The sequence below is a fragment of the Frondihabitans sp. OV104 genome (assembly GCF_057787745.1).
Genome location: NZ_CM173541.1, coordinates 3,359,234 through 3,373,102, shown reverse-complemented (window position 1 = coordinate 3,373,102; position 13,869 = coordinate 3,359,234). Strand labels below are relative to the sequence as shown.

Genomic DNA, 13,869 nt, shown 5'->3' with positions numbered 1-13,869 from the left:
CCCCGATGGGGGCGATATCTCCCGTGACGAGGCGCGCGGGAGGTCCGCCTAGAGTGAGAGCGTGACGAAGGCGGGCATGTGGGGGCGGTTCGCGATCCTGCTGATCGCTTCTGCCGTGGCTCTGGTGCCGGTGGCGGTGGTGGTCTGGCGCGCGTTCGAGTTCGGGCCGGGCGGCGTCGCCGCGATCCTGCGAGGGCCTGCCCTGGCCTGGTTCGGCAACAGCCTCGCCGTCACGGGAGCGACCGTCGTCGTGAGCCTCGTGGTGGCGGCGCCGGCCGCGTACGTGCTCTCGCGCGGGCGGTCACGGCTGGTCGACGGATACTCGCTGGTGGTGTTCGCGCTGCAGTCGTTCCCGGTCTTCCTGGCCGTGGTGCCGCTGTTCGTGCTGTTCGCGCGAGCCGGGCTGGTCGACTCGCTGCCCGGCCTGACGCTCGTCTACATCGGCACGACGGTCGCCACCGTCGTCTTCATGCTGACCACTGCGATCGACGCGATCCCGCGGAGCCTCGAGGAGGCAGCGTGGATGGACGGCTGCAGCGTCGCCGGGGCCTTCGTGCGCATCGTGCTCAGGAACTGCCTGCCGGGCCTGGCCTCCGCCGGAGTCTTCGCCTTCCTCCTGGCCTGGAACGAGTACCTCGTCGCCCTGATCTTCCTGCGCTCGACGTCGAACTACACGCTCGGCATCGGCCTGAGCGCGGCGGGCGGGTCGCCGGCCCTCGCGGTGCTGATGATGCTGCCGCCGATCGCGGTCTTCCTGATCTTCCGGCGCCACTTCAGCGTCGGCGGCGTCGCGGGTGCCCTCGCCGGCACCTGACCGCCACGCCTCCTGGCAATTTCATAAGGATCCTGCGCGTGCCGGAGCCGCCGCACGCTCACTCCCGGCCCGGTTGTGCAGAATCTCTTGAGTCTTGGGGGCGGGCAGGCTACACGGAATCGTCATTGTGACCCGGCGCAACGGCGAGACTCCAGCTTTGGCCCCCGCCGGCGGTTCTAGCGGGGCTAATGCTGGAGTCTCGCGACCCTCGGGGCCCGATTCAGGGCGGGTGGTGCGACGACGGTAGCAGTTCCTGCGCCCCCTCCCCCCACCCAGAACGGGAGGGGATCGAAGTGCCCCGGCCCAGTCAATTCGCACGCTCGCGGGCATAGATTCAGGCCATGACTCTCGATGACATCGGCCTGACGACCCTCCGCGGGCAGGCCACCACGTTCGGCGCGTACTCCGACAAGGTCGTGCTCGTCGTCAACGTCGCATCGCGCTGCGGCCTCGCCCCCCAGTACGAGAAGCTCGAGGCGCTGCAGAAGCAGTACGGCGAGCGCGGTTTCACCGTGCTCGGCTTCCCGAGCAACCAGTTTCTGCAGGAGCTCGGCACCTCCGACAAGATCGAGGAGTACTGCTCGGCAACCTGGGGTGTGACGTTCCCGATGATGGAGAAGGTCAAGGTCAACGGCCGGTCGGCCCACCCGCTCTACTCCGAGCTCACGAAGACGCCCGACGCGTCGGGCAAGGCCGGGCGCGTCACGTGGAACTTCGAGAAGTTCCTGGTGCTGCCGGGCGGCGAGGTGCTTCGGTTCCGGCCCAAGACCGAGCCCGATGCTCCCGAGATCGTGTCGGCGATCGAGAAGGCGCTCGTCGCGGCCTAGCTCGCCCTGCCGGTCTCGGTCGCCGAGAGGGCGATCGTTGTCGATCTCGACCTGCCGGGCGACAACGATCTCACTGTCGGCACCTGAGGGCGGGTCAGACGGCGATGTCCCACACCGGCGCGGTGTAGGCGCGCGACCAGCCGGTCCGCAGGCGCGTGACGGCCCGGTCGTACGAGTCGAGGAGGTCCATGCGCGGGCGCACCATCCACTGGATCGTGAGCCCCTCGTAGAGGGCGACGAGCTGCTCGGCGCCGCGCGCCGGATCCATCGTGGCGGGCTCGCGGCCGAGCTCCACGTCGCGGGCGAGGTGGTGCTGCACGAGCTGGTGGAACTGCTTCCAGTCGTCGCGCAGCATCTGGCCCATCGGGTGATCGGGCAGCGCGGCGACGTTGAGGAGCGCCATGATGAGGCGCATGAGGGCCGGGTCGGCGAGGTTCGCTTCGACGATGCCGCGCAGGAAGACGACCGTGCCGTAGCGCTCCGCGATCGGCCTGAGCGGCTTCATCCGCTTGGCGTTCCAGCGGTCGACGGTGGCGAGCACGAGACCGTCGAACGTTCCGAACTGGCGCGTGATCATCTCGGTCGAGACTCCGGCCTCCTGAGCGACGTGCGCGAAGGTCACCTCGTGGAACGGGTGCTTGCTGAACATCGCGATCGCGCCGTCGACGATGGCCTTGCGGATCTCAGCGTCGGCCGAGAACAAGTCGGTCGTCGCGAATTCAGGGGAGGAGGGGTTTGCTGCCAGGTCGGTCACACCAGCAACAGTGGCAGGAACTGCATGCCCCTCGCGACCACCCGTTCTGGGCACTGACAGGCATCGCCCGCTCGTGCAGTGGTCGTACGGCTCAGTGCTGTCGAACAGCTCAGTGCTGTCGAACCACTCAGTGCGCGAAGCCCTCGAACTGCGACTTCGTCATGACGACGTCGAAGCCGCCCTCGGCGTCGGCGTCGGCGTCCGACCCGCCGCCGCCGAGCAGAGACCTCGTGAGCGCCTCGCGGTCGGAGAGGAGAGCGTCGACGGCGGCCACGAGGTGCGTGTCTGCCACGGGCTCGCCCGCGACGGCGGCGGAGAGCACCGCCCGCCGCATGAGCTCCTTGGCGAACGATCCGGTCGTCCCGTCGGCGCGCTCGGCCGCGGAGGCGATCGCCTCGTCGCTGAACGGTAGCGCCCCGGCGTATCGACGGAACAGCTGCGTTCGCGCCGCCAGATCGGGCAACGGGATCTCGACGGCGAGGTCGACGCGGCCGGGCCGCTCCGAGAGGGCGCTCTCCAGCATCTCGACGCGGTTCGTCGTCATCAGGAAGGTCACGTCGGCGTCGCCGGCGAGGCCGTCGAGTGCGTCGAGCACCTGGAAGAGGAGCGGCTGAGGGCCGGCGCTGAAGTCGCGGTCGCTGGCCACGAGGTCGATGTCCTCCAGGACGACGATGGCCGGCTGGAAGGTACGGGCGACCTCGGCGGCCATCGTGATGTAGCCGATGCTCGAGCCGGTCAGAAGGATCGCGGTGGTGCCCTCGGTCGCGCTGATCAGATGCCGGACCGTCATCGTCTTGCCGGTGCCGGGAGGTCCGTAGAGCAGCACGCCCCGCTTGAGGTGCTGCCCCGCGGCGAGAAGCGCGTCGCGGTGCCGGCCGATGCCGATGACGTGCTGCCGCACCTGGTCGATCACACCGGGCGCGAGAACGATCTCGTCGGCCCGGACGACGGGGCGCGCGACGAACGTCGCACCGGCCTCCATGCCGTACTCCGTCGACTCGAACGAGAGGACCTGGCCGCGGAGGACGCTCCGCTCGATCATCAGGCCCCGGAGGAGTTCCAGCGCCCTCCTCGATGTCTCGGCGTCGAGAGCGATCAGCTCGAGCGACACCGTCGACCGGCCGAACTGCGGAGCGGCGTCACGCTGCAGCACGGCGACGGGCTTGCCGTCGACACGCAGCTTCCAGATGCCGAACGCGACGACCTGCCGCGTCGACGCGGGCCCGGTGGCTCGTTCGGCGAAGTCGACCGGCCCGACGGTGAAACGGCCGTACGCGTTCGAGAGGATCTCCTGGAGGTCGGAGTGGTGCCTCTGCTGACCGCCGCCCACGCCGATCACCGAGTCGGGTCCGACTCCGCCGGCGAGCTCCGCCAGAGCGATGTCGGCGTCGGCCAGCCGGTGGGGCGCGATGGCCTCCGTGACGACCGAGAGCCGGGTCACATCGGCACCGAAGTACTCCGTCAGGTGGTCCTGGACGCTCGGCTCCCCGGTGTCGGCGTTCTGCTCGTGCTCGCGCACCACCCGCTCGATGAAGGTCGCGAAGGTTCGCAGGAACTTCGCCTCGTCGTCGTCGCGCTCGTTCGCCATCCTGGTCCCCCCGCCTCGTAGCCTGCCCCCCACGCTAGCGCGCGTTCCGATGCCTAGTCGGGCTGCACGACCGGCACCGGCGCCGTCGCCGTGTGCGGCGCCCGCACGCGCGGCATGGCCACCACGGCCGCGACGGCCAGGAGCACGACCACGACCACCGCGACGAACACCGCGCTCGACGCGTCGACGACGGCGCTCGGCACGGTGTCGCCGTCGGGTGTCCGGGCGTAGATCGCGTTGGCGACGGCGCCGAAGATCGCGACGCCGATGGCGCTTCCGATCGACCGGGCGAACAGGTTGGTGCCGGTGACGACGCCGCGCTCGTTCCACTCGACGCTCGACTGCGCCGAGATCAGGCTGGGCGTGGCGACGAATCCCATGCCGAGGCCGACCACGAAGCACGCCGCCGCCACGACGACGAGGTTCGGGTGGTGCGCCGTCGCGGCGAGAACCCCTGCGCCGAGAAGGGCGACTCCGATGCCGATGAAGACCGTGCCGCGGAAGCCGATCCGCAGGTAGACCTTGCCGGCCTGCGAGGCGCTGACCGGCCAGCCGAGCGTCAGTGCCGCGAGCGCCAGGCCGGCGAGGATCGGCGACACGTGGATCGACCCCTCGAGGTAGGTCGGCACGTACGACGTGAGGCCGAGCACGATGGCGCCGACGCCGAACGAGATGAGCGACGTCGTCAGGAGCAGGCGGCGCGTGAACACCCACGGCGGCAGCACCGGCTCGGCCGCGCGGCGCTCGACCACGATGAAGATCGCGAGCAGGATCCCCCCGGCCGCGAACGCGCCGATGCTCTGCGGGGAGTTCCACGCCCACGCCTGCCCGCCCTCGAGCAGCGCCAGGATCAGGAGGCTGAGCGACGCCGTCAGGAGCGCCGCACCGAGGTAGTCGACGCTGTGGCGCGTGCGCTCGATCTTCTCGTGGAAGGCGCGCAGGATCATCCAGGCTGCCAGGAGGCACAGCGGCACGTTGACGAAGAAGATGCCCCGCCAGATGCCGAGCTCCGAGAACACTCCGCCGAGGGTGGGCCCGACGACCGAGGCGATCGCCCAGACGCTCGCCAGATAGCCCTGCGCCTTGGCGCGCTCCTTGACGGTGTAGATGTCGCCCGCGATGGTGATCGCCATCGGCTGCACGGCACCGGCGCCGAGGCCCTGGACGACGCGGAACAGGATCAGCGCCGGCATGCTCCACGCGAACCCGCAGAGGATGCTGCCGACCAGGAAGAGCCCGATGCCGAACAGCATGAGCGGCTTGCGGCCGACCATGTCGGACAGCTTCGCGTAGATCGGCACGGAGACGGCCTGGGCCAGGAGGTAGATCGAGAACACCCACGGGAACGACGAGAACCCGCCGATGTCGTGGACGATCGACGGGACGGCGGTGGCGACGATGGTCGAGTCGATGGCGACGAGGCCGGTCGACAGCATCAGGGCGATGAGGATCGGGCCGCGGTCGGAGCGGAAGCCGACGCCGGCGGACGTGGTGGTCATTGGCACCACGCTAGGCCGTTCGCGCGCTAGTCGGCGAGCGACCAGTCGTCGAAGGTGAACCCGGGCGAGACCAGGCACGAGACGAGTGCCTCGCCGGCCGAGGGGAGGGTGCGCTGCCAGGTGCCTGCGGGCACGAGCCCTTGGGCGACGGACTCGGAGCCGGCCGTTCCTGCGCCCGGGCCCAGGACGTGGCGCTCGGCGGCGACCGGCGTTGCACTCGTTCCTCCGAGCTCGAGCACGACCTCGTCGGGGCCGTGCCAGAGCCAGATCTCGTCGGACTCGACCTTGTGCCAGGCCGACGCCTCGCCGGGCGGGAGCAGGAAGTGGATCAGCGTCGCCGCGGGCCGGTCGCCGGTGGCGTTCAGGGCCGGCGACGTCCAGGTGCGGCGGTACCAGCCGCCCTCGGGGTGCGGCTCGAGGTCGAGGGCCGCGGCGCGCGCGGGCACGTCGAGCCACTCGATCACTTCGCCGTCGACGGTTCGGCGGGCTACCTGGTCAGTCATGGGCTTCTTTCGTGAGGAGGGCGCCATCCTGCGCGCGGATCTCGCCGCGGATGACGGTGGCGCTGGCGCGCCCGGCGCCGTCCTCGACGAGGGCGGCGAAGGCGTCGGGGACGGTGCGGGCGTCGACGTCGAACACGACGAGGTCGGCGCGGGCTCCGACGGCGAGGTGGCCGATGCGGTCGGGTCCGGTGGCCAGGCCGATGGCATTCGCGCCGCCGAGAGTGACTGCGGCGAGCAGCCGCTCGTGCAGGTCGAGGGCGCCGTAGCCCTGGGCACGGGCGATGCGGTGCAGGGCCGTGACGTCGGCCATCAGGTCGAGCGAGGGCGACGACGACAGCGAGTCCGTGCCGATCGCGATCGGGCTGCCCTCGCGGAGGTAGTCGGCGACCGGCGGCGGGTCGAGGCCGATCACGGCGTTGGAGCGCGGGCAGAGCGCGACGGCCGTGCCGCGGGCTCGCAGCAGGGCGCGGTCGGCGGCGGTCATGTAGACGCCGTGCGCGATGTGGCAGTCGGGCCCGAGCACCCCGAGGCGGTCGACGAAGCTGGTGGCGCTGGCGCCGAAGCCCAGCTCGCGCAGCGCGCGGAAGGAGGGGACGCCGGCGAAGTGCCAGTCCTCGTGCCGCTCGCCGTGGTCGGTCGGGATGCGCTCGCCCTCGAACGCCGACTCCCCGAGGTGAAGGTGCAGGCGGAGGCCGCGCTGGCGGACGATGTCGGGCAGCTCGAGCAGCGGCGAGACGTCGAGCGAGTAGGGCGCGTGCGGCGACAGGCCGACCCCGGGGACGGCCGGGATGCGCTCCAGCTCGGCCACGACCTGGTCGCGGCCGCGCGCCTCCCAGGCCGCGTTCTCCCAGTTCATGACCTCCCAGAACGCGACGCCGCCGAGCCCGGCGTCGCCGAGCACCGATGCCGCCTCCATGTCGGTGACGATGTCGGCGATGCTGGTCACCCCGGCGACGATCGACGCCGCGGCCCCGGCTGCCGCCTCGGCCCTCCAGTCGTGCGGCTTCTCGTACTCGACGTCGAACGCCTTCGCCCAGTCGTCGAATCCGTCGTACTGCCCCTGACCGACGGCTGCCATGCCGGTGTACTGCAGGTGCGAGTGGGCGTTGACGAGGCCCGGCAGCAGGGCGCCGCGCCAGTGGTGCTCGGTGAACGCCAGGCCGCGGGCGGCGAGCTGGTCGACGACCCAGGCGTGCTCGCCGACGTGCAGGATGCGGCCGTCTTGCACCGCGACGGCGCCGTCGAGGATGGGCGGGGCGGTCATCGGCACGACGATGCGGGCCGAGTGGACCGAGACGGGGCCGCCGGGGCCGGCTCCGGTCATGCGCGCGGCCCGAAGCGCGTGGTGGCGACGTCGACGGGAGCGTCGCCCGGGCTCGCGGCGAACGGCGGCGTCGTCACACCGAGCCGCCGGAGCGCGAGCGTCGCGATGCGGTGATCGGCGCCCGGGTCGACCGGGTGCAGGCCCAGCGCCAGCGAGCCGCGACCGGCGAGCAGCGTGCGCACCGCCTCGAGCTGCACCGCGAACGAGAGGTCCATGATCTCGATCGGGTTGCCCTCGCCGGCCGCGATGTTGACGCAGGAGCCTCCCGCCAGCAGAAGCACGCCGCCGCCGCCCGGCAGCGTCAGCGACTCGACGTGCTCTGTCAGGGTGAGGCGGGAGGTTCCTGCGCCCTGAGCTTCGGCGAGCGCCACCTCGTTGTCGACTCCGCCGGCGACGGCGATGACGCACCCGGGCGCGCAGGAACTCAGGGCGGCGAACGTCACGGTGTCGCGCACCCCCGTCGCCGAGACGACGAGGTCGGCGGTGGCCACGGCGGTCTCGAGCGGCGCCACCGCGTACCCGGCGTACGCCGCCTGAAGCGCGCGCACGGGGTCGATCTCGGCCACCGTGACACTCAGCCCCAGCGCCGTCAGCATCTGCGCGCAGCCCTCGCCCACGGGGCCGAAGCCGGCGACGACCGCTCTGCCGCCGGGCGCGACCCGGTGCCCCTCGACGCCGTCGAGCGCGTCGACGATCGCGAAGACGCACGACTGGCCGGTGCCGTAGCGGTTGTCGAACCAGGTCTTGGTGCGGGCGTCGTTCACGGCGATGACGGGCACGCGGAGGTCGCCGCGCTCGGCCATCACGCGGAGCGGCCGCAGCCCCGACGTGGTCTCCTCGGCGGCTCCGATCATGCCGTCGAGGAGCTCGGGGGCGGCGTCGCGGGGCGGCGTCTCTTCGCGGGCCGGCGTCTCTTCCTGAGGCGGCGTCTCTTCGTGGGCCAGCGTCTCCTCCTGAGGCAGCGTCTCTTCGTGGGCCAGCCTGATCAGGTGCGATCCGTCGTCGAGCAGGATGTCGGGTCGCGTGCGCAGGAACTCGAGCGCCAGCCCCCGCTGCTCCCGGAGCGTCGCGGCGCTGTCGGCGTAGACGCTGAACCCGCGCGTGCGGAGCGCGTCGGCCACGGCGTCGTCGGTCTCGTCGGCGTGGGCGTACACGGCCACCTCCGCGCCGGCGTCACGCAGCAGCAGCGACAGCACGGCCGTCTTCGGCTCCAGCACCATGCTCACGCCGACCCGCAGGCCCGCCAGGTCGAGGCCCCTGACGGTCTCGGTCGAGATCGGCATGCGCTGCGCCGCCCACTCGATGCGGCTGTCGGCGTCGTCCTGGCGGAGCGGGGCCGCGTCGTCGCTCGTGTCGATGACGAGGGCGCCCTCGTCGGGCCCGCGATCCGCCGTGTCGACCAGCCACAGGTGATCGACGGGGCCGGCCGGCAGGTCTCGCCCGCCGAGGGCCTGGAGCAGGCTCCGGAGCGCATCGGCACGGGCTCCCCCGCCCTCGATACGGAACCGTCGCCCGGCGATCAGGAGGTTCGTCTCACGCGCGAAACGGCGGACCGCGGCCGACGCCCACGCTTGCTCGTGCATGCCCTCAGTATGGCAAGGCCCGCCCTGCGAGTCGTTGCGTGACGCCGACCGCGCGAGTGTCGGTGGTTGCGCTGTAATATCCAGTACTTCCCCACTCCTCGAACGAAGGCTCCCTGAGATGCGTCTCCGCTCCCGCACTGCTGTCGTCGCCGCCACCGTCCTCGCCGCGACGCTCGCTCTCGCCGGCTGCTCCGCCGGCTCGTCGAGCAGCGCCTCCGGCACCGTGACCGACGGCAAGCTCACCATCGCGACCGGGCAGCCCGCCTACTCGCCGTGGGTCGAGGACAACAAGCCGCAGTCGGGCGAGGGCTTCGAGTCGGCCGTGGCCTACGCCGTCGCCAAGGAGATGGGCTACTCGAAGTCCGACGTCGTCTGGACGAGATCCACCTTCGACAGCGCCATCGCGCCCGGCGCGAAAGACTGGGACCTCAACATCCAGCAGTTCAGCGTCACCACCGCCCGCAAGAAGGCCGTCGACTTCTCGACGCCGTACTACACGACCACCCAGGCCGTCGTCACGACGAGCAAGTCGAAGGCCGCGGACGCCACCAGCGTCGCCGATCTCAAGGGCGACAGCATCGGCGTCGCGACCGGCACGACCAGCCTCGCGACCGTCCAGAAAGACGTCGGAGTCACGCCGCAGGTGTTCAACTCGAACGACGACGCGATCCTGGCCCTCAAATCGGGCCAGATCGATGCGGTCGTCACCGACCTCCCCACGGCGTTCTACATCGCCTCGGCCGAGCTCGACGACGGCAAGGTCATCGGCCAGTTCCCGTCGACGGGAGACGGCGACCAGTTCGCCTTCGTGCTCCCGAAGGGCTCGAAGGTCACCTCGAAGGTCGACACCGCCCTGGCCGCTCTCGAGAAAGACGGCGCCCTGGCCGAGCTGACGAAGACCTGGCTGTCCGACAAGGTCGACGCCCCCGTCCTCAAGTGACCGCCGCCGTCGGCGCGCCGTCCGAGCTGGAGGTCGAGCGGCGCCTCTACCGCCGCCAGCGCGGCCGCCGCTCGCTGATCGCGAGCATCGCGTCGACCGTCGTGGTCGTCGCCATCGTCTACTTCGGCGTCGTCAACACCCCCGGCTGGGCCTCCGTCCAGCAGTCGTTCTTCGACCCGAAGACGGCGGCCGACTCGTTCCCGTCGATCCTGCTCGGCCTGTGGCTGAACGTGCGGATCCTGTTCTTCGCGGCCATCGGCGTGGCCGTATTCGGCACGCTGCTCGCGGTGGTCCGCGGGCTGCAGAACCCGGTGTTCTTCCCGCTGCGAATGCTCGCGACCGGTTACACCGACCTGTTCCGCGGCCTGCCGCTCATCATCGTGCTGTACCTCGTCGGGTTCGGGATCCCCGGGCTCGGCGTCTTCCCGCGGCTGCCCTACGCCGTGCTCGGCACGGTCGCGATCATCCTCACCTACTCGTCGTACATCGCCGAGGTGCTCCGCGCCGGCATGGAGGCCGTGCACCCGTCGCAGCGCCTCGCCGCGCGGTCGCTCGGCCTGTCGCACGCCAAGACTCTCCGCCTCGTCGTGCTGCCGCAGGCGCTCCGCAAGGTCACCCCGGCGCTCATGAACGACTTCGTCTCCATGCAGAAGGACGTCGGGCTCGTCTCGATCCTCGGCGCGATCGATGCCGTGCGCAGCGCTCAGATCGCGTCGCAGGAGACCTACAACTTCACGCCGTACGTCGTCGCCGGCCTGCTGTTCGTGGTCATCAGCCTGCCGCTCATCCGTGTGACCGACGCCATCGCCCGACGCCAGCAGCGGCGCGAGCAGATCGGGGGTGCGGTGTGAGCACCCCGGCTTTCCGCGACGACCAGCCCACGTCCGAATCCGCGCCGACCCCCGATGCAGTGCTGGAGCTGCGCGGCCTCCGCAAGTCCTTCGGCGATCAGGAGGTGCTGCGGGGCATCGACCTGACCGTGCACACGCACGAGGTCATCGCCGTGATCGGCGCCTCCGGATCAGGCAAGTCGACGCTGCTCAAGACGGTCAACCTGCTCGAGGGGATCGACGACGGCCAGATCCTGCTGCGCGGCAGCGACATCTCCGATCCGCGGGTCGACGTCGACGCCACCCGCGCGCGCATCGGCGTCGTCTTCCAGCAGTTCAACCTCTTCCCGCACATGACCGTGCTGAACAACGTGACCCTCGCGTCGCGCCGGGTGCACGGCATCGACCGCGCCGCGGCCGAGGCGACAGCGCAGACCCTGCTCGACCGCATCGGGCTGGGCACGTTCGCTGGCGCCTACCCCGACCGGCTCTCGGGCGGGCAGCAGCAGCGCGTCGCCATCGCTCGAGCGATCGCGTCCGACCCCGAACTGCTGCTGCTCGACGAGGTGACGAGCGCGCTCGACCCGCAGCTCGTCGGCGAGGTGCTCGACCTCGTGACCGAGCTCAAGGAGGGCGGCTCGACGATCCTCATGACGACGCACGAGATGCACTTCGCGCGGAACGTGGCCGACCGCATCGTCTTCCTGCACAAGGGCGAGGTCGTCGAGCAGGGCGCGCCGGCCGAGGTGCTCGACGCGCCGCAGCACCCGGCGCTTATCGAGTTCCTCTCGCGCGCGGCCCACTAGCCTCGACGCTCCGACGCGAAGACCGAAAGACGAGCAAAGATGTCCTTATTGCGGCCTAACTCATTAACCCGCAATATGAAAGAATCGACACATGGCTCGCTTCACGCACGTACGGCATCGCGGAGATCCAGGCGCGGCCACGCGAAGCGAGCGAACCGGCTACTCCTATCTGCGCTACGAACCTGACCCGCTCCGCGACCGGCTCCTCGAACTCGACTCCGACACCTGGCGATCGGTGGCGGAGGCAGGCGCCGCCCTCGCTGAGTCCGAGTCCCGACTCTTCCACCTCGGCGGAACAGAGGCTCTCGGGCGAATACTGCTTCGGGCTGAGGCCGTGGCGTCGTCTCGGATCGAGGGGCTCGAGGTGTCGCCACGGCGCCTCCTCGAAGAGGAGCACCTCGCCCGAACCGAGGCCGGACATCGACACACGACCGCGGGCGAAGTGATCGGCAACATCGATGCCATGCGCCTCGTGATCGAGCGAATCCAGTCGGGCCACGAGATCGTTCTCGACGACATTCTCTCCACCCATCGCGAGCTCATGCGGAGATCCGCTACGCCCGAGATCGGAGGGCGGCTGCGGCAGGGGCAGAACTGGATCGGCGGCGCCACACCCGCGCTTGCCGAATTCGTGCCTCCGCACCCCGATGCTGTCGAGGGACTTCTCCTCGATCTGCTCGAGTTCGTCGACAGGAGCAACCTGCCATCCATCGCTATCGCTGCGATCGCCCACGCGCAGTTCGAGACCATCCATCCCTTCGCCGACGGCAACGGCCGGACAGGCCGAGCTCTGATCCACATGGTCCTTCGATCCCGCGGCGCAACGAGCGCGGCCGCTCCGCCGATCTCGCTCAGCTTCGCCACGCATTCGCGCGACTATGTCGAGGCATTGACGCTCTTCCGCTACCAGGGCGACGGGTCCTCGCCCCTGGCCGCATCGCGCGCAGCACACTTCGTGCGGTTCTTCAGCACAGCAGTGTCCGAAGTGGTGGACCAGATGGAGCGCTTCGAGTCCGAGATACGCGGATTGCAGGCGACCTGGAGGTCCGCCCTCGTCGGAGTCCGCTCTGACTCGGCGGTCTGGGAACTCCTTGACCTCCTCCCCGGAATGCCCGTGCTCACGGCACGGTCGGTGCAGAGCGCCACGAACCGCAGCTTCACGACCATTAACGACGGGCTGGCCGCGCTCGAAGCCGTGGGCATCGTCGTTCAACGCAGCGTCGGCGCACGCAATCGAGTGTTCGAAGTGCAATCGATCATCACGGCGATGGCCTTGTTCGAACGACGGCTCGCGTCGCCCGTGCTCGACACAGCCTCCGTCCAGCCGAATCGGCCGGTGCCGGCTCGCCCTCAGCACTAGCCTGGCGCGATGACCGAGCGCGACACCCGCACCCTCCCCAAAGCCGAGCTGCACGTCCACGCCGAGGGAACCCTCGAGCCCGAGATGGTCTTCGCCCTCGCCGCGAAGAACGGCGTCGCGCTCCCCTACGCCGACATCGACGACCTGCGCTCGCGCTACAGCTTCTCGAACCTGCAGGAGTTCCTCGACCTCTACTACGCGTGCACCGCCGTGCTCGTGACCCGCGACGACTTCCGCGACCTGGCCGCCGCCTACCTGGAGCGAGCCGCGCACGACGGAGTCCGCCACGTCGAGCTGTTCTTCGACCCCCAGGCCCACACGGCCCGCGGCGTGGCTATCGACGACGTCCTCGACGGCCTGCTCGACGCGTTCCGCCAGGCCGAGGCCGACCACGGGATCACCGGCGGCCTGATCCTCTGCGTCATGCGCCACCTCCCCGCCGACGACGCGATGGCCACCCTCGAGTCGGTGGCCCACCGCGCCGGCGACCTGCTGGCGATCGGCATGGACTCGTCCGAGGTCGGCTTCCCCGCCGCCCCCTTCGGCGCCGTCTATGCGCGGGCGCAGGAACTCGGCCTCCACGCCGTCGCACACGCCGGCGAGGAGGGCGACCCCTCGTACGTCTGGTCCGCCCTCGACGACCTCCGGGTGCAGCGCGTCGACCACGGCATCCGCAGCCTCGAAGACCCGGCCCTCGTCGAGCGCCTCGTCGCCGACGGCATCACGCTGACCGTCTGCCCGCTCTCGAACGTGCGGCTCGCCGTGACGCGCGACCTCGCCGACCACCCCCTGCCGCGGATGCTCGAGCTCGGCGTCCTCGCCACCGTGAACTCCGACGACCCGGCGTACTTCGGGGGCTACATCGACGACAACTTCCGCGCGGTCCGCACCAGCCTGGGGCTCGACGATGCCGCGCTCGCGTCGCTGGCGCGCAACTCAATCACGGGAGCGTTCGCGTCCGCCGACCGCAAGGCCGAGCTGCTCGCCGGGGTCGACGCCTGGCTCGACGCGCCGCAGTAGTCGCGGAGCCCGTGCCCGGCA

At 70.6% G+C, this 13,869-nt stretch carries 13 protein-coding genes; 7 read left to right on the top strand and 6 right to left on the bottom strand.

The features are described from left to right. The first annotated feature begins 61 nt into the window (after positions 1-61). Entirely contained in the window at positions 62-814 is a 753-nt protein-coding gene (locus AC3CBB_RS15920) for a carbohydrate ABC transporter permease (protein ID WP_488625351.1), read from the top strand. A gap of 341 nt (positions 815-1,155) precedes the next feature. Beyond that, the gene (locus AC3CBB_RS15915) at positions 1,156-1,641 is read left to right on the top strand and encodes a glutathione peroxidase (protein ID WP_123506855.1); all 486 of its coding nucleotides are present in this window, start codon (positions 1,156-1,158) and stop codon (positions 1,639-1,641) included. 94 nt (positions 1,642-1,735) lie between these two features. Here the strand turns inward: AC3CBB_RS15915 and AC3CBB_RS15910 are convergent, their stop codons facing one another. The 6 genes from AC3CBB_RS15910 to AC3CBB_RS15885 all read right to left on the bottom strand — a co-directional run bounded on the left by AC3CBB_RS15910 (position 1,736) and on the right by AC3CBB_RS15885 (position 8,892). Next, positions 1,736-2,395: a TetR/AcrR family transcriptional regulator gene (locus tag AC3CBB_RS15910; RefSeq protein WP_488625350.1), complete on the bottom strand. Its 660-nt coding sequence runs from the start codon at positions 2,393-2,395 to the stop codon at positions 1,736-1,738. A gap of 127 nt (positions 2,396-2,522) precedes the next feature. Continuing rightward, positions 2,523-3,983 (bottom strand): AAA family ATPase, encoded by a 1,461-nt coding sequence (locus AC3CBB_RS15905; RefSeq protein WP_488625349.1) that lies wholly within the window; start codon positions 3,981-3,983, stop codon positions 2,523-2,525. A 53-nt stretch (positions 3,984-4,036) separates the two neighbouring features. Next, on the bottom strand, positions 4,037-5,482 hold the full coding sequence (locus tag AC3CBB_RS15900; protein WP_488625348.1) for an MFS transporter: 1,446 nt from the start codon (positions 5,480-5,482) through the stop codon (positions 4,037-4,039). A gap of 26 nt (positions 5,483-5,508) precedes the next feature. Beyond that, positions 5,509-5,985 carry a cupin domain-containing protein gene (locus tag AC3CBB_RS15895; RefSeq protein WP_488625347.1) on the bottom strand — a complete coding sequence of 159 codons (477 nt, stop codon included), beginning with the start codon at positions 5,983-5,985 and terminating at the stop codon, positions 5,509-5,511. Next, positions 5,978-7,309, bottom strand: coding sequence for an amidohydrolase family protein (locus AC3CBB_RS15890; protein WP_488625346.1), 1,332 nt, complete (start codon positions 7,307-7,309; stop codon positions 5,978-5,980). The genes AC3CBB_RS15895 and AC3CBB_RS15890 overlap by 8 nt, the downstream gene beginning before the upstream one ends. Next, complete coding sequence (locus tag AC3CBB_RS15885; protein WP_488625345.1) at positions 7,306-8,892, bottom strand: adenosylhomocysteinase; 1,587 nt, start codon at positions 8,890-8,892, stop codon at positions 7,306-7,308. The genes AC3CBB_RS15890 and AC3CBB_RS15885 overlap by 4 nt, the downstream gene beginning before the upstream one ends. A gap of 118 nt (positions 8,893-9,010) precedes the next feature. Between AC3CBB_RS15885 and AC3CBB_RS15880 the strand changes: the two genes are divergently transcribed. The 5 genes from AC3CBB_RS15880 (at position 9,011) to AC3CBB_RS15860 (ending at position 13,848) form a co-directional block, all read left to right on the top strand. Beyond that, positions 9,011-9,832, top strand: a complete 822-nt coding sequence (locus AC3CBB_RS15880) for an ABC transporter substrate-binding protein (RefSeq protein ID WP_488625344.1) — start codon at positions 9,011-9,013, stop codon at positions 9,830-9,832. Continuing rightward, on the top strand, positions 9,829-10,683 hold the full coding sequence (locus AC3CBB_RS15875; RefSeq protein WP_488625343.1) for an amino acid ABC transporter permease: 855 nt from the start codon (positions 9,829-9,831) through the stop codon (positions 10,681-10,683). The genes AC3CBB_RS15880 and AC3CBB_RS15875 overlap by 4 nt, the downstream gene beginning before the upstream one ends. Before the next feature lie 59 nt (positions 10,684-10,742). Beyond that, on the top strand, positions 10,743-11,468 hold the full coding sequence (locus AC3CBB_RS15870) for an amino acid ABC transporter ATP-binding protein (protein ID WP_233580058.1): 726 nt from the start codon (positions 10,743-10,745) through the stop codon (positions 11,466-11,468). 91 nt (positions 11,469-11,559) lie between these two features. Further along, positions 11,560-12,828, top strand: coding sequence for a Fic family protein (locus AC3CBB_RS15865; RefSeq protein ID WP_488625342.1), 1,269 nt, complete (start codon positions 11,560-11,562; stop codon positions 12,826-12,828). A 9-nt stretch (positions 12,829-12,837) separates the two neighbouring features. After that, positions 12,838-13,848, top strand: coding sequence for an adenosine deaminase (locus AC3CBB_RS15860; protein ID WP_488625341.1), 1,011 nt, complete (start codon positions 12,838-12,840; stop codon positions 13,846-13,848). Positions 13,849-13,869: the final 21 nt, after the last annotated feature.